Here is a 19,650-nt window from a genome sequence, read left to right on the forward strand (position 1 = left end):
TGCCGGTCGCGTGCAGCGCCAGGCGTCATGCGGGTTTTCACGGAGCCCGCGCCGGGCAACATCGTTTTGGAGGGTGGAATGCGGTGTTGCACCACAATACGTTGTTGTATCTATCGAAACACGCGGTCGATCGTTGCATGCTGGCGGTTGCAGCGACGCCGGCAACGACACCAGCGTCGATGCCCTCGCAGGCGTTCGAGCCTATCGCGATGTCAGGAAGTCGCGCAGCACGTCGAGGTGCGTGCGCGCATCCTCCTCTTCCAGTCGATGGGCTGCGGTGAGCAACGTGATGGGGCCTTCGGTCAATCGCGTGCGCAGGTCTGTGAGCGTGGCGTTTCGCTCGGCGTCGAGCGCGGCGAGTTCATCCAGATAGCGTTGGCGGAATTCGTCGAACTGCTCGGGATGCTGGTGAAACCACTGGCGCAGCGGCGTGCTCGGGGTGGCGTCCTTGGCCCAGAAGTCGATTTGCGCCTTGGCCTTGGCGAGACCGCGGGGCCAGAGGCGATCGGCGAGCACGCGTTGGCCGTCGGCAGCTTCGGGGGCATCGTATACCCGCTTGAAGCGAATCTCGGGAAGTTTGGCGCCGCGCTTGCGAGCGGGGTTGGCTTTGACCGGCGGGGCGGCGTCAGGTGTCTTCGACGACGGCATAGGCGGCGACCTCGGAGCGTGGGAGCGCAAGCGCGCGACACCCGAGAGCTTACCCGAGGCGCCCGAGGCCGGCGAGTGCCGTGCTCGTTCGGCGACGCCGAGTTGCGTCGCCGAACGTGAGGGCCGTCGAGAACGCCGCGCCCTGCATGCGTCGGCGGCCACCCCATCACGCTGCGCGCGTGAGGGGCGCGACTTGCCGAATGCCGAGCGACGCCAGCGACTGCCCGATCGCCGTGACGACGTTGCGCATTTCGTTATCGTCCACGGCGCCAATGCAGCCCACGCGAAACGTGTCGATCTGCGTGAGCTTGCCGGGGTAGAGGATGTAACCCCGCTCGCGCACCGCCGCATAGAACGTCTGGAAATCGTACTTGCTGTCGGCGGGCGCGTGGAACGTCACGATCACGGGCGACTGAATCTCCGGCGCGAGGAACGGCCGGAAGCCCAGCGACGCCATCCCCTCGACCAATGTCCGGCAGTTCTTGCGGTAGCGTTCGCCGCGAGCCGGTTGGCCGCCCTCGGCGAAAAACTGATCGACGGCCGCGCGCAGGGCCGCGACCACGTGCGTCGGCGGGGTGAAGCGCCATTGCGTGGTCTTCTGCATGTATGCGTACTGGTCGTGCAGGTCCATCGCCAGCGAATGGCTGTTGCCGCCGCTCGCTTCGAGCACTGACCGCCTGGCGATCACGAAGCCCATGCCCGGCACCCCTTCCAGGCATTTGCCGCTCGCGGCGACCAGCGCGTCGAACGGCATCGATCGCACGTCGATGTCCAGCGCGCCGAACGAACTCATGGCATCGACGATCAGCCCTTTACCGTGCCTCTGGCAGACGTGTGCAATATCCGCGAGCGGATTGAGGACCCCCGCGCCAGTTTCCAGATGGACCTGAGCAACGTGCGTGATCGACGGATCGCGCGTGAGCGCTTCGTCGATCGCGATGGCACTGGCCGCCTGATCGTCGGGAATGGGCAGGGCGACGGCGTCGCGCCCGAGATAGCGACAGATCTTGAGCAGGCGCTGGCAGTACGCGCCGTTGTCCGGCACGAGAATGCGTGCGTCGCGCGGCGTGAGCGTGCCGATGGCCGCTTCGACCGAGAACGTGCCCGAGCCTTGGAGCGGGACGCAGACATGCGTGTCGCCGCCCTGCACGATGTCCACGAGATCGCGGCACAGCGACGCGGTGACGCGGTTGAACTGCGCGTCCCACGAGCCCCAGTCGCGCAACATGGCCTGCCGCGTCGCCGGCGACGTGGTGAGCGGGCCGGGGGTGAGCAGAATCGGTTCCTGACCAAGAATCATGACCGCCTCCTATCAAGCGGGAAAACAAGCTGCGTTCGGTAAACACCTCGGCGAGGCGATGTGTTGCATATTATTGGCAAATTATGTCGTTTTATTGAAACCGCTGAGGTGTTGTCATCTGTTCGTCAAATACCTCAAATAGTATGGAAACCTTTGATTGGGATAGGGTTTTGTCGTCGCTGCGCGCAACGTTGTTCAGCGGTTCTGCGCAATCTCTGGGAAATGGCGAGTGCGATTTGTTGACAATCTACAAATCGTTGTGCTTGAATAGCCAACAACACAAATAGTCGCGTAACGCCACAAATTGCCAATGATCGGCGCGGAAGCGATTTGTGCCGTTGCGGGATCGCGTCGCAGGATGACGCCAGCGTTCGGAGAGAAGGAAGACCGGTATGAATCCAAATCCCACGTCGCCCTCGGCGATCGAGCTGTTACAGAGCCAGTCGCTGACCACGCTTGTCCAGCACGAAATCGAGCGTCTCATCATGGCGGGCGCCCTTACGCCCGGCACCAAGCTCAACGAGATCGAAGTGGCCGGCCGTCTGGGCGTGTCGCGCGGTCCGGTGCGCGAAGCGTTTCGCGCGCTCGAAGAAGCGGGGCTGCTGCGCACCGAGAAGAATCGGGGCGTGTTTGTGCGCGTTATCTCGCTGGAGGAGGCCGAAGAGATCTACACGCTGCGCGGCGTGCTAGACGAATTCGTGGCGCGCACGCTGGCCGAGTCGATCACCTCGGCGCAGCTCACCCGTCTGCGCGAGTCCGTCGAGGCTATGCACATTGCGGTAGAGGCGGGCGACAGCGAGGCGTATTACCGGCTGAACCTGGCGTTTCACGACGTGCTCGTCGAGATGGTCGGCAATCGCAAGTTAATTGAAACCTACCGGCGCCTGGTCAGGGAACTGAGCCTGTTCCGTCACGAAGCGCTGACCGGCGATACGTCTGCGCCGCCGCAGTCGGCGCGTGAGCATCGCGACATCGTGAGCGCGATTGCGTCGCGCGACCCCGAGCATGCGGCGCAAGTCACGCGCGAGCATCTGTCGCGAGGCCGCGCGCGCATTCGCGAGGCCCTTGCGCGGGCACCTGGTGCCGCCGCGCAGGCGAAGGCCGGCTGAAGGACCGTGAACGGTTTGTATTGCTGAATACCCGGCCGTCGGGTGCGTGCTGCCGCGAGGGCGACACCGTCGGCCATTTACCGAATTGCGCTTGAGGAGACCCGACGTGAACCCGTCCGTACAGATCGAAGTGAACGGCCGCCAATACCGGTTGCCGCAACAGCCGACCGTCATCGTCTGCGTCGATGGCTGCCAGTTCGAGTATCTCGAAGCCGCCGCTGCTGCCGGCGTCGCCCCGTACCTGAAGCACCTGCTGGCGGACGGTGCGGTATTTCAGGGCGACTGCGTCGTGCCGTCGTTCACCAACCCGAACAACCTGTCGATTGTGACCGGCGTACCCCCCGCCGTGCATGGCATCTGCGGCAATTACTTCTTCGACCCGTCGGCCGATGGCGGTCGCGGCGCGGAAGTCATGATGAACGATCCTGCCTACCTGCGCGCGGGCACGGTGCTTGCCGCCGCCGCCGATGCGGGGGCGAGCGTGGCGGTCGTGACCGCGAAGGACAAGCTGCGCAAGCTGCTCGGCCATCGCATGACGGGCATCTGCTTCTCGTCGGAAAAGGCGGACCACGTCACGCTCGCCGAGAACGGTATCGACGACGTGCTGGGACTCGTCGGCATGCCGGTGCCGGACGTCTACAGCGCGGCACTTTCCGAGTTCGTGTTCGCCGCCGGGGTGCGCCTGCTGGAGACGCGTCACATCGACCTGATGTATCTCTCGACGACCGACTACGTTCAGCACAAATGGGCGCCGGGCACGCAGGGCGCGAACGATTTCTACGCGATGATGGACGGCTATCTGCGTCGCATGGACGCGCTGGGCGCCGTCATCGGACTGACGGCCGACCACGGCATGAACGCCAAGCACGATCCGGCGACTGGCCGGCCCAATGTCATCTATTTGCAGGATCTGCTCGACGACTGGCTCGGCAAGGGCGTGGAAGCCGGCGGCGCGCGAGTGATTCTGCCGATTACCGATCCCTACGTGGTGCATCACGGCGCGCTCGGCTCGTTTGCCACGATCTATCTGCCGCAGGACGTGGATCGCGACGCCATGCGCCGGCGCATCGCCGCGATGCCCGGTATCGAGGTCGTGCTGAGCAACGCCGAGGCATGCGCTCGCTTCGAACTGCCGCCCGACCGCGTGGGCGACCTGGTCGTTGTGAGCGATCAGTCGGTCGTGTTGGGCACGAGTGCCAGCCGTCACGATCTGACCGGACTCACGGTGCCGCTGCGCTCGCATGGCGGGATCTCGGAGCAGACGGTGCCGTTGCTGTTCAACCGCAAGACCGGCGGCATTCCGGGCAAGGCGCGGTTGCGCAACTTCGACATTCTCGACGTGGCACTCAATCACGTCTGACGCGGTACCGCAACGCCTTTGCCCTGTGAGCCCGCGGCGTGCAACCCAGAACGGTTGCGTCGCCGGGCCCCGACCCGTTGGACACGCTGTGGAGAACCCCATGAATGCGCCGCACAAGCTGCATCCCCAGTTCCGCGCCGAAGCGCTTCGCATCGGCGGCGAGAAGGTGACCCGCGATCGAATCATCGAAATCTTCAATCCCTACTCGGGCGATCTGGTGGGCACGGTGCCGAAAGCCTCGCTCGATGACGTGCGCCGCGCGTTCTCGATTGCGAAGCAGTATCGCTCGACGCTCACGCGCTTCGAGCGCGCCAACATTCTCGATAAGGCCGCGGCGTTGCTGCGCGAGCGCACGGTCGAGGCGGCGGCGATCATCACGATGGAATCGGGGTTGTGCAAGAAAGACGCCGTCTACGAAATCGGTCGCGTGGCCGATGTGCTCGGGTTCGCCGCCGGCGAAGCGCTCAAGGACGACGGACAGGCGTTCTCGTGCGATCTCACGCCGCATGGCAAGAAGCGCCGCGTTGTAACGCAGCGAGAGCCGCTGCTCGGGGCCATCTCGGCCATCACACCGTTCAACCACCCCATGAACCAGGTGGCCCACAAGGTCGCGCCGTCGATTGCGACCAACAATCGCATGGTGCTCAAGCCGTCGGAAAAGGTGCCGCTCTCGGCCTGCTACCTGGCAGACACGCTTTATGAAGCGGGTCTGCCGCCGGAGATGCTGCAAGTCGTGACCGGCGACCCGATGGAGATTGCCGACGAGCTGCTCACGAACGAGAACATCGACATGATCACGTTCACCGGGGGCGTGTCGATCGGCAAGTACATCGCGTCGAAGGCGGGCTATCGTCGCATCGTGCTCGAACTCGGCGGCAACGATCCGTTGATCGTGATGGAGGATGCCGATCTGGATCGTGCGTCCGATCTGGCGGTGCAGGGGTCGTACAAGAATTCAGGCCAGCGCTGCACGGCCGTCAAGCGGATGCTCGTCCATCGCGACATCGCGGCGCAGTTCACCGATCTCGTGGTGGAAAAGACCCGCGCCTGGAAGTACGGCGACCCGGCCGACGGCGCCAACGACATGGGCACGGTCATCGACGAAGCGGCCGCCCGCCTGTTCGAGGCACGCGTGAACGAAGCGGTGTCGCAGGGTGCACGCTTGCTCGTGGGCAACCGGCGCGAGGGCGCGCTGTACTCGCCGACCGTCATCGATCGTGTCGATCCGAAAATGACGGTCGTGCGCGAAGAGACCTTTGGGCCGGTGTCGCCGATCCTGACGTTCGGCAGTATCGACGAAGCCATCGCCATCTCCAACGGCACGGCATTCGGTCTGTCGTCCGGCGTGTGCACGAACCGCCTCGATTATGTGACGCGCTTCACCAACGAACTGCAGGTGGGGACGGTCAATATCTGGGAAGTGCCGGGCTATCGCATCGAGTTGACGCCGTTTGGCGGCATCAAGGATTCCGGGCTCGGCTACAAGGAAGGCGTGCAGGAGGCGATGAAGAGCTTCACCAACACCAAAACGTTCACGTTGCCGTGGGGTGTCTGAGGTAGGTGATCGACCGCGCAAGGGGCGCCCGCCGACACGGTCGAATGGGGCGAAAAGCCGCGTTTCGCGGCGCTTCGGCTCAGGCTGTTCCCCTTGCGCAACAAGGCTTGGCGGAATCAGGGCAAAAATTGTGACAAATTGATGACACGATTGTTGCGCTGATAATTTTGGTGTACGGTGTTCCGATTGGGGATACGCATGACGCGTGAACTTCATACGCATCCCGACGCCAGTGTTGGACTGACGCGGGATGCCGGTTTGGCAAACCAGTGTGCGCGTCATGTTGGCGGCGCAGGGCGCTGCCGGTCCCGTCGACACAATGATCACGGAACACTGGCATGCTGACACTCCTTAACCTGCTCTCCGGCGTTGCAATGCTGATCTGGGGTACGCACATAGTGCGTACCGGGGTCTTGCGCGTCTACGGCGCCGATCTGCGGCGCATTCTGTCGCACAGCATTTCGAATCGATTCCTCGCGTTTGCGGCAGGCTTGCTCGTCACGGGACTCGTGCAGAGCAGCAACGCGACGGCGCTTATCGTCTCGTCGTTCGGTGCACAGGGCCTGATCGCGCTCGCACCCGCGCTGTCGATCATGTTGGGGGCGGACGTCGGTACGGCGCTGATGGCGCGAATCCTGACGTTCGATCTGCATTGGCTTTCGCCGTTGCTGATCTTCTTCGGCGTGGTCTTCTTTCTGTCGCGCAAGCAGACGCGCGCTGGCCAGATCGGCCGCGTGGCCATCGGGCTCGGGTTGATCGTGCTGGCGTTGCAATTGATCGTGAACGCGACCACGCCGATGACCGAAGCGGCGGGCGTCAAGGTGTTGTTCGGGTCGCTGACCGGCGATGTGATGCTCGACACGCTGATCGGTGCGCTCTTCGCGATGGTGTCGTATTCGAGTCTGGCGGCGGTGCTGTTGACGGCGACGCTGGCATCGTCGGGCGTGATTTCGCTCAAGGTGGCCTTGTGCCTCGTGATCGGCGCGAATCTGGGCAGCGGCATGCTCGCGATGCTCACGTCGGCCGGGCAGAATGCGGCGGGCCGTCGCGTGGTCTTCGGCAGCCTTGTGTTCAAGCTGATCGGCTGCCTGATCGTGCTGCCGTTCGTCGACTATGCGCCGGCGCTGGTGAGCTGGCTCTCGGATGCCCCCGCGCAAGCCGTCGTCAATTTCCACGTGCTCTACAACCTGGTGCGATGCGTGGTGTTCCTCGCCTTCACCGAGCCGATGGCGCGCCTGTGTGTGCGTCTGCTCTCGGAACGGCCGGAGGTGGACGGCGTGATGCGTCCTCGCCACCTGGATGAGAGCGCGCTGGAGATGCCGTCGGTGGCGCTGTCCAACGCGACACGCGAGACGTTGCGCATGGGCGACATCGTCGAGCAGATGCTCAATGGGTTGCTCGAAGTCATTCGCAGCAACGACGTGGCGCGCGCGAGAGAGACGCGCCGTCTCGACGACGACGTCGACCATCTCTATACCGCGGTGAAGATGTACCTGACGCGCGTGTCGCGCGAGAACCTGAGCGAGCAGGACAGTCGCCGCTGGACGGACATCATTTCGCTCACGATCAATCTGGAGCACGCGGGCGACATCATCGAGCGCATGGTGACGGAGGTCGAGGAGAAAAAGATCTCGCACAAGCTGTCGTTCTCGGAAGCGGGGTTGCAGGAAATCTGCGACATGCACGCGCGACTGGTGACGAACCTGCAACTGGGGCTCTCGGTGTTCCTGAACACCGACCTCCGGAGTGCGCAGCGGCTCATGGCCGAGAAGGAGAGCTTCCGCGATCTGGAGCGCGCCTATTCGTACACGCACTTGAACCGTCTGGCGGGCCAGTCGGTGCAGAGCATCGAGACGAGTTCACTGCACCTGGACATCATCAGCGACATGAAGCGTTTGAACTCGCTGTTCTGCTCGACGGCGTATCCGGTGCTCGACGATGCCGGTGCGCTGCGCAAGAGCCGCATGCGGGACAAGCCGAAGGACGGCAAGGACGCGAAGGATACAAGGGATTCGAAGACGCCCAAGGAATCGAAGGCGTCGACGCTGGCGGTACTGGCCGATGTCGCGACGGCTGCCGCCGCCGGTGTTCGCGACGACAACGAGAGTTCACACGATGGCCCTGAGCCTGCCGGACATCCGCACCCTGTTCGATAACTTCGGTTCGCTTGCCTACAGCGGCGAGCCGGTCACGCAATTGGAGCATGCGCTGCAAAGCGCGGCATTGGCCGAGAGCGAAGGCGCCGACGAGGCGCTGGTGGCCGCCAGTTTCCTGCACGATCTCGGTCATCTGCTCAACCTTCAGGGCGAAACGCCCTCTGAGCGCGGCATCGACGATCTGCATCAGTACTTCGCCCTGCCTTTCCTGCGCCCGCTGTTCAGCAACGCGGTGCTCGATCCCATTCGTCTGCACGTGGATGCCAAGCGCTGTCTGTGCGCGGTCGATCCCGATTACTTCAGCAAACTCTCGGTCGATTCGGTGCGCAGTCTGGCGTTGCAGGGCGGGGTGTTCAGCGATGACGAGGCGAAGACGTTCCTGGCTCGCGAGCATGCCGAGGCGGCGCTGCGGCTACGTCGCTGGGACGACCGCGCGAAGGTCGCCGGCATGCCGACGCCATCGCTCGATCACTATATGAAATTGCTGGCGCGGGTAACGCTTCAATGAGGCAGGCGTGCGCGCCAGCCTGCGGGCAGCAGCTTCAGGACCGCCGCGCGTGACGGGTGCCAGAAGGCGGACAGGAGCAACAGGGCGCCGCCGACCACGACGGCGACAACCGCCAACGCATGCGTGTTCTCCGAGGTCACGAGAAGGTTGAGCATTGCCGTAATCACATACAACAGCGACGACATCATCAGGGCGCGACGGTCGATCGCGAGCGAAATTCCCGTGAGCAAGACGAAGAATGCGATGGCGCCGACGGCGTGATCCGGCATGAGCGCCCAAAAGATTGGATGCGTGACCATGCAGGCGGCGAGCAGATGCAGCCAGAACGCGACGTCCGAGCGAAAGGTCGTGCGCTTGGGGTCGCGGGCGTCCCATCGCAATGCCCAGACGAAGATCGCGAGACCGCCGACGATGGTCACGGCGCGCAGGGCGTCGATGAGGTTCTCGCCGAGAATCACGACGAAGAGCCAGGTCAGGAAAACCACCCCGCCGATGCCCATGGCGAGGGTGACCGGCACTCGAAAGCGTCGCCAGTACAACACCGTGCCGACGGCGATGCCGGCATAGCTTGCGAACAGCGACAGCAGGACATGGGCGCCCAGCGCGAGTCCTTCCGCCTCGGGCGGGATGGGTTCGCCCGAGCCAAATCCCGGCGCGGCGGCTTGTATGCCGATGAGGCCGACACTGGCAAACGATGCGATGAAACCGAAGCAATAGAAGAGGGCGGGGAGTGCCATGCGACGGCGCCGCACGAACACCTCCGACAGTCCCCAGAAGAGCGCCGCGCAGACCAGCGCCGTAAGCCATGGCGGCAGCGTGCGTGTCAGCCACGCCGTGCCGAACATGAGCAGCGCCGACGCGACGACGACGAAAACGTCGTTGAAGCTGGTAATGAGCCGCATCGGCTCGTCGTCGATGCGTTGCTGTGATTGCGGGGGCGTTGCGTCGGGGGTGGCCGCCTGCGTCAGAGGCGAAGAATCAGGAGTTGTCATGGCGTGGTGGTCGTCGGCGTTCGTGGCCCAAAGTGTATCCGTCGGACGAATCTGTACGCGCAAAAATCCTGGGATATTTCGCAAACCGTTGCCAAGCTTTGGAAAACGGACGCACCATCTCCGGTGGGCAAAGTGCGCAATGCCGAGCCTGACGACGCGCGTTCCTGCCAGTCGGCAGCGGCGCCGCCGCGCGTCCACCTCGATGCCGTCACCGCGTGGGTGCCGCCGAATCAGCCTGCCAACGCCGTGGCCTCGATCTCCACCGCCACGCCATGACTGAGTGCGGGCACCGGCACGACCGCGCGGGCGGGCTTCGCCTGGCCGGCCCAGGCGGCGTAGACCTCATTGAAAGGCCCCCAGTCGTCGACGTTCGTGATGTACACGCGCACCTGCACCAAGCGGTCGATGCGCGTGCCGCACGCAGCAAGAATCGTTGCGACGTTATCCAACGCCTGCTTCGCCTGTACGGCGAACGGCGCGCCGGCGAGGCGCTCGCCTTCCGGCGTGATCGGCAACTGCCCCGACACGAAGACGAATCCGCCCGCGCGGACACCATGCGAATAGTGACCGCGCGGCGGCTGCAGCGCCGCCACGTTCACGGCGTCGATGCCATCGGCCTGGGTGCTCATACCGTTTCTCCCAACGTGAGTTTGGCGAAGCGCGCCATATCGACGTTACCGCCCGACAGGATGATGCCCACGCGCTTGCCGCGGATATCCAGTTTGCCTTGCAGCACCGCCGCCGCGGCGAGGCAGCCGGTCGGCTCGACCACGAATTTCATGCGGCTCGCGAAGAACTGCATCGTCTGTACGAGTTCCTCGTCGGTCACGGTCACGATGTCGTCGACGAGCGCGCGAATCACCGGGAACGTGTATTCGCCGAGATGCTGGGTCTGCGCGCCGTCGGCAATCGTGCGCGGTGTTTCGATGTGCACGATCTTGCCCGTGCGAAAACTCTGCTGGCCGTCGTTGCCGGCCGCCGGTTCCACCCCGTAGATCTCGATGTCGGGATTCAATGCGCGCGCCGCGACGGCACTGCCCGAGAGCAACCCGCCACCGCCTAGGCAAACGACGAGGGTGTCCAGCTCACCCGCGTCCTCGATCAATTCCTTGGTTGCCGTGCCCTGGCCGGCCATCACGTGCGGATGGTCGTACGGCGGAATCAGCGTCATGCCGCGCTCCTGCGCGAGACGCTTCGCAAGCGCTTCGCGATCCTCCTGGTAACGGTCGAACAGCATCACTTCCGCCCCGTAACCGCGCGTCGCGTCAATCTTCATCTGCGGGGCGTCCTGGGGCATCAGGATGACGGCCGGCACGCCAAGCTCGCGCGCGGAGAGCGCAATCGCCTGCGCGTGATTGCCCGACGAGAAGGCCAGCACGCCGCCGCGCTTCTGCTCGGCCGTGAACTGCGAGATCGCGTTGTAGGCCCCGCGGAACTTGAACGCGCCCATACGCTGGAAATTCTCCGCCTTGAAGAACAGGCGGGCGCCGGTCATGGCGTCGGCGGTACGCGACGTCAGCACGGGCGTACGATGCGCTGCCTCCCGAATCCGGTCGTGGGCGGCAGCGATGTCGCCATAGGTAATCGCCAGCGAAGAAGTTGTCATGATGTGCCTTTCGTGTCGCAGAGATAGGTGTAGACGGTCGAGCGGGCGACGCCCAGCGCGCGTGCCACTTCGGCGTGCGCGTGACGAAGGTCGAGCAGACCGCGGGCCTCGACGAGGCGGATGGCTTCGCGGCGCTGCGCGAGCGTCAGGCCCTGCGGCGTGGTGTTGCGCTGCGCGGCGAAGTCGGTGATCAGTGGAACGATGTCGTCGAGACGGCGCGTCGAGAGCGTTTCGCGCACGGGCGTCGGCGCATGGTTGGGCACGCTCACCAGTTGCTGCACGCTGGCCGCCGCCGCCGCGAGCATCGAGATGTCCATGTTCAGGCAAATGGCGGCGACATACTCGCCGCGACCGTTTTTCAGCCCGATGGACGTGCTCTTGGCCGGACGCCCATCGGGAAACCGATTCGCGTAGTTCGCGATGACCTCGGGAAATGCCGGGTCGGCGATGCGCGCGAGGCCCATCTCCGTGACGGCATCGCCGGCTTCGCGCCCCGACAAATTGTTGGCGATCGCCACGATGGCATGGTCTGGATCGGTCAGGTCGTGCAACACCACTTCGACAAGCGGCGCGAAGGTCTGACCGAGCGCCTCGACAATCTTGCGACCTTCACGAAGCAGCAAGGCGTTCTCGTCGAGCATGCGGGGGGCAGACGATTTGGCAGATTTCATGATTTGACATTATGTCATTCAGTGACGAAATGTCAAATGGCGTCCCGAAAAACGCCCGGTGCCTGTCGATGATTCGACGGTGGCAGCGGCCGCCAGGGCGCCGGTCGATACTCAGACGAGTTGCTTTTCCGCCAGTTCGCTCTTGAGATAGCCGTAATAGATCGGCGCGGCGACCAGTCCGGGCAGCCCGAACGCGGCTTCCATGACGAGCATGGCGAGCAGAAGCTCCCAGGAGCGCGACTGGATTTGTGTGCCGACGATGCGGGCGTTCAGGAAGTACTCGAGTTTGTGAATCACGATCAGGAAGGTCAGGGCGGCGATGGCCACGTACAACGAGACCGACAGGCCCAGCACCACGATGAACGTGTTCGAGATCAGATTCCCGACGACCGGCAGCAGGCCCACGGCGAACGTCACCACGATCATCGTCTTGCGCAGCGGCAAGTGAACGTCGAACAGCGGCAGCACACCGAGCAGGAAGATCGCGGTGAAGAGCGTGTTGATTGCCGAGATTTTGACCTGAGCGAACACGATGCGGCGAAACGCATCGCCAAACAGCGTGACGCGCCGTGAGAGCGCGGCCGAGAGCGGGCGCATGCTGTGCACGGGCCGGATCGACGAGAGGGCCACGAGTGCGCCGAGCACGAGCCCCACGATGATGTGCACCATCGCGTTGAGCGCTTCCTTGCCGACGAGCGACATCTCCTGCGTGTGGTCCTTCAGATAGCCGGTGATGGACTGGTGGATGTCGTCGCTGTCGGCCGGCAGGCGTGCCGTGATCCAGGCGGGCAACTGCGCACGCGCCTGCTCGACCACGTCCATCATCCGGCCGTTGAGGTGTTCCAGATGGCCGGCGTCGCTGCGGAAGAACGTGATGATGCCGAAGATGATCGCGGTCATCAGCGCGACGATCACCGCCGACAGGAGGGCGACGGCGACCAGCCGGGCGCGCTCGCTGGAGATGCGCAGTTGCAGGCGCGGCCCGAGCACGTGCACGAGCTGATAGACGACCGTCCCCGCGAGCACCACCGAGAGCAGGTGGATGCTCAGAATCAGCCAAAGGGCGAGGGCGGCGGCCGCGTAGCTCGCCAGTTCGATCCAGGCATCCCGATCCGGATGCCAGCCAGAGCGCGGTTCCATGCAATGACGTCCTTGTAATAAGACTCTGCCGCGACGACGCGGGCGACCCTCGCAAGGCGCTCGCGCGTGTCGTGACGTAAGACAGCCCGAACGGGCGATGCGCTTACTTTGCGCGCGTCAGCAATGGGGCGAGGTACTTGCCGGTGAAGCTGGCCTTGTTCGCCGCCACTTGCTCGGGCGTGCCTTGCGCAATGATTTGCCCACCGCCCGCGCCGCCTTCCGGCCCGAGATCGATCACCCAATCCGCCGTTTTGATCACGTCGAGATTGTGCTCGATGATGACCACGGTATTGCCTTGATCGCGCAGCCGGTGGATCACCGTGAGCAGCAGCTCGATATCGTGAAAGTGCAGCCCGGTCGTCGGTTCGTCAAGGATGTAAAGCGTTCGGCCCGTGTCGCGCTTCGAGAGTTCGAGCGAGAGCTTCACGCGCTGCGCCTCACCGCCCGAGAGCGTGGTGGCCGACTGGCCGAGGCGAATGTAGCCCAGGCCCACGTCCAGCAATGTCCTGAGCTTGCGCGCGACGACCGGCACCGGCTTGAAGAACTCGTGCGCCTGCTCGACCGTCATGTCGAGCACCTCCGAGATATTGCGGCCCTTGTACTGCATTTCGAGCGTTTCGCGGTTGTAGCGTTTGCCGTGGCAGACATCGCAGGGCACATACACATCGGGCAGGAAGTGCATCTCGACCTTGATGACGCCATCGCCCTGACAGGCTTCGCAGCGTCCGCCCTTGACGTTGAACGAGAAACGGCCCGGATCGTAGCCACGCTCCTTGGCCGCGGGCACGCCGGCGAAGAGTTCGCGGATCGGGGTGAACAGCCCCGTGTAGGTGGCCGGGTTCGAGCGCGGCGTGCGTCCGATGGGCGATTGGTCGACGTTGATGACCTTGTCGAAGTGCTCCAGCCCTTCGATCTGGTCATACGGCGCCGGCTCGGCCGACGACCCGTAGAGATGCCGTGCGACGGCGTGATACAGGGTGTCGTTGATCAGCGTCGACTTGCCCGAACCGGACACGCCGGTCACGCAGGTCAGCAACCCGACCGGCAGATCCAGCGAGACGTTTTTGAGGTTGTTGCCCGATGCGTCCAGAATTCGCAGTCGATCGTCGCTCGGCGCGCGTCGCTGCGCAGGCACTTCGATACGCCGCGCGCCGGACAGGTACTGCCCCGTGAGCGACTCCGGCGCGTTTTCGATCTGCTCGGGGCGGCCTTGTGCGATCACCCTGCCGCCGTGGATCCCCGCGCCCAGCCCCATGTCGACGACGTAATCGCTTGCGAGAATCATGTCCTCGTCGTGTTCGACCACGATGACCGAGTTGCCAAGATCGCGCAGATGCTTGAGCGTGCCGATCAGGCGGTCGTTATCGCGCTGATGCAAGCCGATGGACGGCTCGTCGAGCACGTACATCACGCCGGTGAGGCCCGAGCCGATTTGCGACGCCAGGCGGATGCGCTGCGCTTCGCCGCCCGAGAGCGTATCGGCGCTGCGTTCGAGCGAAAGGTAGTCGAGGCCCACGTTGTTCAGGAACGTGAGGCGGGCCACGATTTCCTTGACGATCTTGTCGGCGATCTCGCGCTTCGCACCGTGCAGGACCAGTTCGTGGAAGTGGCCGAGCGTTTCGCGCAGCGGCAGGTTGCCGATCTCGTAGATCGCGCGCGCCTGCTGGCCTTCGCCGACCTTGACGAAACGGGCTTCGCGACGCAGGCGGCTGCCTTCGCAATCGGGGCAGGCCTGGTTGTTCTGGTACTTGGCCAGCTCTTCACGCACGGCGACGGAATCGGTTTCGCGATAGCGTCGTTCCAGATTCGGGATGATGCCTTCGAAGGCATGCTCACGCACCGATGTGCGGCCCTTCTCATTCACATAGGTGAAGGGAATGGTCTGCTCGCCGGAGCCGAAGAGTACGATCTTCTGGGTGGCTTCCGGCAGCTCCTCGAAGGGCGTGTCGACATCGAAGTCGTAGAACGCCGCGAGGCTCTGCAGCATCTGGAAATAGAACTGGTTGCGGCGATCCCAGCCCTTGATCGCGCCCGAGGCGAGCGAGAGCGCCGGGAAGCCGACGACGCGCTTTGGATCGAAGAACGTCATGTGGCCAAGACCGTCGCAGCTTGGGCATGCCCCCATCGGATTGTTGAACGAGAACAGGCGCGGCTCGAGTTCCTGAAGCGAATACGAGCACACCGGGCATGCGAACTTCGAGCTGAAAACGTGTTCCTTGTCGGTGTCCATTTCCAGCGCCACGGCCCGGCCGTCGGCCAGCCGCAGTGCCGTTTCGAACGATTCCGCCAGACGCTGTTTCAGATCGGCGCGTACCTTCACGCGGTCGATGACCACGTCGATCGAGTGCTTTTCCGTCTTTTTGAGCTTGGGCAGGGATTCGATGTCGTAGACGCGCGCCGTGCCTTCGTTGGCCGCGCCGCCGCCCGAGCGGATGCGAAAGCGCACGAAGCCCTGGGCCTGCATCGTCTCGAACAGGTCGACATGCTCGCCCTTGCGATCGACCACGACGGGCGCGAGGATCATGAGCTTGGTGTCTTCCGGCAGCGCGAGCGCAGCGTCGACCATTTGCGAGACGCTTTGCGATTCGAGCGGCAGGCCGTGGTCGGGGCAATAGGGCGTACCCACGCGCGCGTAGAGCAGACGCAGGTAGTCGTGGATTTCCGTGACCGTGCCCACCGTCGAGCGCGGGTTGTGCGACGTGGCCTTCTGTTCGATGGAGATCGCGGGCGAGAGGCCTTCGATCAGGTCGACATCGGGCTTTTCCATCAGTTGCAGGAACTGGCGGGCGTAGGCCGACAGGCTCTCGACATAGCGACGCTGACCTTCCGCGTAGAGCGTATCGAAGGCCAGCGACGACTTACCGGAACCGGACAGGCCGGTGATCACCACGAGCTGGTGACGCGGCAAGTCGAGATTGACGTTCTTGAGGTTGTGGGTACGAGCCCCACGAATACGGATGGTTTCCATTCACGGTTCCGGGTCGTCGCCGAGGAATCCGCGCGGCGAAATGTCGCGGGGCGGTTTCCGGCCCCCAAGAGTCCGAGTTTCCCGGGACGTCGCGCGATATTGGCACGGCGTTGGCCGGGCGTCGACGCAGCGGGCGGCGGGAGCGGTCGGGCGGGCCGCTGGGGGAAAATCAGGGCGGCTAAACCTGCTAATATACCTAAGTTTGATTGCTGGGGCTGAACCGGCTGACGGGTAGTCTCGGGCGATATACCGGCATTGGCCATAGATGGGGGCGAATCGCCCGCTTTCCAGGGGGCTGGCGCCGGACCGTCGTCCAGGCCCATCGACATGCCTCCAGGCGGCTGGCGTGTTGCGCGCCCGGGCAGCAATCATCAGACGATTCCGAGGCCGCACGATGTTGCGCGCGCTATTTCCATCTCTCAGGACGTAATGTCTACCGATTCCGTGACTTCCGCTTCCCCTGCCACAACGCGCGGCCGAGGTGGCCGCATGACCCCGCTGGAAGTGCGCGCGAGCGCGTCGCTCGCGGGGATTTTTGCACTGCGCATGCTCGGTCTGTTTCTGATCATGCCGGTGTTCTCTGTGTTCGCGCAGACGATTCCTGGCGGCAACAACACTTTTCTCGTCGGACTGGCCATCGGCATCTATGGTCTGACGCAGTCCCTGTTCTATATTCCGTACGGGTGGGCTTCCGACCGGCTGGGGCGCAAGCCTGTCATCGTGTTCGGCCTGATCGTGTTCGCGATCGGCTCGCTCGTGGCGGCGCTGGCGCATGATCTGGCGTGGATCATCGTCGGCCGGGCGATCCAGGGGGCTGGAGCGATTTCCTCGGCGGTGATGGCGTGCGTGGCCGATCTGACGAGCGAAGCCAACCGCACCAAGGCGATGGCGATGATCGGCGGCAGCATTGGCCTGTCGTTCGCGGTGGCCATCGTGTGTGCACCGTTCCTGTATCACTGGCTGGGCATGAGTGGCCTGTTCTCGGCCATCGGCATTCTGGCGGTACTGGCGATCTTCGTGGTGGTGTGGGTCGTGCCGACGCCGCCCGCGCATCCCAAGGTGGGCCCGGCGCCGTTCTCGGAGGTGCTGCACAACCCGGAGTTGTTGCGTCTGAATTTCGGCGTGTTCGTGCTGCATGCGACACAGACGGCGCTGTTCGTGGCGATGCCGCGCATGTTGGTGGCGGCGGGGTTGCCGGTGGCGCAGCACTGGGAGGTGTATCTGCCGGTGATGGGGTTGTCGTTCGTGGCGATGGTGCCGGCGATCATCGCGGCCGAGAAGCGCGGCAAGATGAAGGTGGTGCTGCTCTCGGCGATTGCACTGGTCGCGGTGGCGCAGGCGGCGCTGGGCGGATTGCCGCCGACGGTGGGCGTGATTGCGTGCGTGCTGTTCGTGTACTTCCTGGGCTTTAACGTGTTGGAGGCATCGCAGCCGTCGCTGGTGTCGAAGCTGGCGCCGGGGCAGCGCAAGGGCGCGGCGGTGGGCGTGTACAACACGACGCAGGCCCTCGGGTTGTTTTGCGGCGGGGCGATAGGGGGTTTTCTGATGACCCACTACGGTCAGAACGCAATCTTCATCACTTGCTCAGTCGGGGCTGTCGTGTGGCTTATAATCGCCGCACCGATGAGGACGCCAGCGCCTCATCAATCCTGATCGGATATCAGCAATACCGGAGAAAGATTTATGGCATCAGTCAACAAAGTGATCCTGGTCGGCAACCTTGGCGCCGATCCCGAAGTCCGCTACATGCCGAGCGGCGATGCGGTCGCGAACATTCGTCTGGCGACGACCGACCGTTACAAGGACAAGCAGTCTGGCGAGTTCAAGGAGCTGACGGAATGGCACCGGGTGTCGTTCTTCGGCCGTCTCGCCGAGATCGTCAATGAGTACCTGAAGAAGGGCTCGGCGGTGTATATCGAAGGTCGTATCCGCACGCGCAAGTACCAGGCGCAGGACGGCACCGAGCGTTACAGCACGGAAATCGTAGCGGACCAGATGCAGATGCTGGGCGGCCGCAGCGGTGGTGAAGGTGGCGGCGGCGGTGGCGGCTACTCGCGCGGCGGTGGTGGTAGCGACGAAGGCGGCGGTGGCGGTTATTCGCGCGGCGGTGGTGGCGGTGGTGGTGGTGGCGGTGCCCGTCAGCAAGCACCGGCCAAGCAGTCGGGCGGCGGTTTTGACGACATGGATGACGATATTCCGTTCTAGAGAGCACTTTTAGGAAAAAGTAACTAGCTCGCCCGTAACCGTTGCGGTTGCGGGCTTTTTTATTATTTACATTTTTGGTGTCGCCTTGTATCGTGCTTCGAACCGGGCGCTTTTGAAATGTAAATAAATGGCTGTTGATGTGCACCAAGAACTGACCCTTTGAAGGGGGTAGTTTTCATCGAAAATTGACCCACGTGATTCAATGTCCTGCTCAACCTTTGAGCAGGAGATACCAAGGTGATCACGGTGGGCATGCTAGCCAAGATCAGGCGGATGTATTTCCGCGAGAAGGTACCGCTGCGAGAGATTGCGCGACGCACGGGCCTGTCCCGAAACACGATTCGCAGCTGGCTGCGCCAGACCGATGCGGTCGAACCCCAGTATCCCAAGCGAGTCAGCCCCAGCGTCATTGATGAGTGGGCAGAGCAACTGAGTGGCTGGTTACGTACTGACAGCCATCGGCCTAAGCGCGATCGCCGTACCGCTCGCTTCATGTTTGAGGCAATCCACGCACAGGGCTATGCCGGGAGCTACGCACGAGTGAGCGCGTTCGTGCGGCATTGGCACGAGGTGCAATCCCAAGCGCCACGCACTAAAGCCTACGTGCCGTTGGCTTTCGATCCCGGAGAGGCGTTCCAATTTGACTGGAGCTGCGAGTATGCCTTCGTGGGAGGCTTGCGCCGGCGGCTCGAGGTCGCTCACGTCAAACTCAACGCCAGTCGCGCATTCTGGTTGGTTGCCTATCCCACGCAGAGCCACGAGATGCTATTCGACGCACATGCTCGAGCTTTTGCAGCATTTGGTGGCGTGCCTCGCCGACGGATCTACGACAACATGAAGACGGCGGTCGACAAAGTCGGCCGAGGCAAAGAGCGAGCAATCAACGCTCGTTTTGAGGCGATGTGTGGCCACTACCTCTTCGAGCCAGAGTTCTGCAATCGTGCCGCCGGTTGGGAAAAAGGGATCGTCGAGAAGAACGTGCAAGATCGACGGCGACAGATTTGGCATGAAGCTGCCGAGCGTCGATGGGAAACTTTGGCGACGCTCAACGAGTGGGTGGCTGACCAATGCCTATGCGCTTGGCAAGGCAAACACCCGCAGTAGCCTGAGCTCACCATCGCAGATGCGTTGCAAGATGAGCGCACGAAGTTGATGCCCAACCCCAAGCCCTTTGATGGGTACGTTGAGCAGACGCTACGCGTCTCCTCAACGAGTCTGATCCACTTTCAACGCAATCGCTACAGTGTGCCGTCGAGTCTGACCAATCACGTCGTTAGCGTGCACAGCTACCCGACATATCTGAGCATCGTTCACGAGGGACAGGAAGTTGCCCGACACGAGCGAAGCTTTGAGCGATATCTCACCTTTTACGACTGGCGTCGCTACATCGACCTAGTTTCATGTGGGACCGGTCACTGCGTGGCAGCCGCCG

Annotated in this window: 15 protein-coding genes and 1 pseudogene; 8 read left to right on the plus strand and 8 right to left on the minus strand. The window is 63.5% G+C overall.

Annotation, left to right across the window (positions count from 1 at the left end; genetic code table 11):
• Positions 1 to 201: 201 nt before the first annotated feature.
• Positions 202 to 648 carry a DUF488 domain-containing protein gene (locus OYT13_RS02680; RefSeq protein WP_268567203.1) on the minus strand — a complete coding sequence of 149 codons (447 nt, stop codon included), beginning with the start codon at positions 646 to 648 and terminating at the stop codon, positions 202 to 204.
• Positions 649 to 814: 166 nt separating this feature from the next.
• The gene (locus OYT13_RS02685; RefSeq protein WP_268567204.1) at positions 815 to 1,948 is read right to left on the minus strand and encodes a 2-aminoethylphosphonate--pyruvate transaminase; all 1,134 of its coding nucleotides are present in this window, start codon (positions 1,946 to 1,948) and stop codon (positions 815 to 817) included.
• Positions 1,949 to 2,340: 392 nt separating this feature from the next.
• Between OYT13_RS02685 and OYT13_RS02690 the strand changes: the two genes are divergently transcribed.
• The 5 genes from OYT13_RS02690 to OYT13_RS02710 all read left to right on the plus strand — a co-directional run bounded on the left by OYT13_RS02690 (position 2,341) and on the right by OYT13_RS02710 (position 8,636).
• A complete protein-coding gene (locus tag OYT13_RS02690) occupies positions 2,341 to 3,057 on the plus strand; it encodes a phosphonate utilization associated transcriptional regulator (protein ID WP_268567205.1) in 717 nt (238 codons plus the stop codon).
• A gap of 106 nt (positions 3,058 to 3,163) precedes the next feature.
• Positions 3,164 to 4,417 carry a phosphonoacetate hydrolase gene (gene phnA, locus OYT13_RS02695; RefSeq protein WP_017232628.1) on the plus strand — a complete coding sequence of 418 codons (1,254 nt, stop codon included), beginning with the start codon at positions 3,164 to 3,166 and terminating at the stop codon, positions 4,415 to 4,417.
• 100 nt (positions 4,418 to 4,517) lie between these two features.
• Positions 4,518 to 5,972: a phosphonoacetaldehyde dehydrogenase gene (phnY, locus tag OYT13_RS02700; RefSeq protein ID WP_268567206.1), complete on the plus strand. Its 1,455-nt coding sequence runs from the start codon at positions 4,518 to 4,520 to the stop codon at positions 5,970 to 5,972.
• Positions 5,973 to 6,310: 338 nt separating this feature from the next.
• On the plus strand, positions 6,311 to 8,128 hold the full coding sequence (locus OYT13_RS02705; protein WP_083902213.1) for a Na/Pi cotransporter family protein: 1,818 nt from the start codon (positions 6,311 to 6,313) through the stop codon (positions 8,126 to 8,128).
• Positions 8,088 to 8,636, plus strand: a complete 549-nt coding sequence (locus OYT13_RS02710; RefSeq protein ID WP_017232625.1) for a phosphonate degradation HD-domain oxygenase — start codon at positions 8,088 to 8,090, stop codon at positions 8,634 to 8,636. The genes OYT13_RS02705 and OYT13_RS02710 overlap by 41 nt, the downstream gene beginning before the upstream one ends.
• Here the strand turns inward: OYT13_RS02710 and OYT13_RS02715 are convergent.
• From OYT13_RS02715 to uvrA, 6 genes are all read right to left on the minus strand, one after another.
• Positions 8,630 to 9,628 (minus strand): hypothetical protein, encoded by a 999-nt coding sequence (locus OYT13_RS02715; protein ID WP_268567207.1) that lies wholly within the window; start codon positions 9,626 to 9,628, stop codon positions 8,630 to 8,632. The genes OYT13_RS02710 and OYT13_RS02715 overlap by 7 nt on opposite strands.
• Positions 9,629 to 9,858: 230 nt before the next feature.
• Positions 9,859 to 10,257: a RidA family protein gene (locus OYT13_RS02720; RefSeq protein ID WP_017232623.1), complete on the minus strand. Its 399-nt coding sequence runs from the start codon at positions 10,255 to 10,257 to the stop codon at positions 9,859 to 9,861.
• Positions 10,254 to 11,234, minus strand: a complete 981-nt coding sequence (locus OYT13_RS02725) for a threo-3-hydroxy-L-aspartate ammonia-lyase (protein WP_017232622.1) — start codon at positions 11,232 to 11,234, stop codon at positions 10,254 to 10,256. Before OYT13_RS02725 ends, OYT13_RS02720 begins: the two co-directional genes overlap by 4 nt.
• The gene (locus OYT13_RS02730; RefSeq protein ID WP_268567208.1) at positions 11,231 to 11,905 is read right to left on the minus strand and encodes a helix-turn-helix transcriptional regulator; all 675 of its coding nucleotides are present in this window, start codon (positions 11,903 to 11,905) and stop codon (positions 11,231 to 11,233) included. Before OYT13_RS02730 ends, OYT13_RS02725 begins: the two co-directional genes overlap by 4 nt.
• A gap of 111 nt (positions 11,906 to 12,016) precedes the next feature.
• A complete protein-coding gene (locus OYT13_RS02735) occupies positions 12,017 to 13,045 on the minus strand; it encodes an AI-2E family transporter (protein WP_150562291.1) in 1,029 nt (342 codons plus the stop codon).
• A 103-nt stretch (positions 13,046 to 13,148) separates the two neighbouring features.
• Positions 13,149 to 16,013, minus strand: a complete 2,865-nt coding sequence (gene uvrA / locus OYT13_RS02740; RefSeq protein ID WP_150562292.1) for an excinuclease ABC subunit UvrA — start codon at positions 16,011 to 16,013, stop codon at positions 13,149 to 13,151.
• A gap of 489 nt (positions 16,014 to 16,502) precedes the next feature.
• On the opposite strand from uvrA, the gene OYT13_RS02745 reads away from it, so the two are divergent.
• The 3 genes and pseudogenes from OYT13_RS02745 to istA all read left to right on the plus strand — a co-directional run.
• The gene (locus tag OYT13_RS02745) at positions 16,503 to 17,666 is read left to right on the plus strand and encodes an MFS transporter (protein WP_017232618.1); all 1,164 of its coding nucleotides are present in this window, start codon (positions 16,503 to 16,505) and stop codon (positions 17,664 to 17,666) included.
• Positions 17,667 to 17,696: 30 nt separating this feature from the next.
• Positions 17,697 to 18,218 (plus strand): single-stranded DNA-binding protein, encoded by a 522-nt coding sequence (locus OYT13_RS02750; protein ID WP_017232617.1) that lies wholly within the window; start codon positions 17,697 to 17,699, stop codon positions 18,216 to 18,218.
• Positions 18,219 to 18,464: 246 nt separating this feature from the next.
• Positions 18,465 to 19,616: pseudogene (gene istA, locus OYT13_RS02755) on the plus strand (IS21 family transposase); the annotation flags it as partial.
• Positions 19,617 to 19,650 lie beyond the last annotated feature (34 nt).

This window comes from Pandoraea sp. XJJ-1, from assembly GCF_026802345.1.
GTDB lineage: Bacteria > Pseudomonadota > Gammaproteobacteria > Burkholderiales > Burkholderiaceae > Pandoraea > Pandoraea cepalis.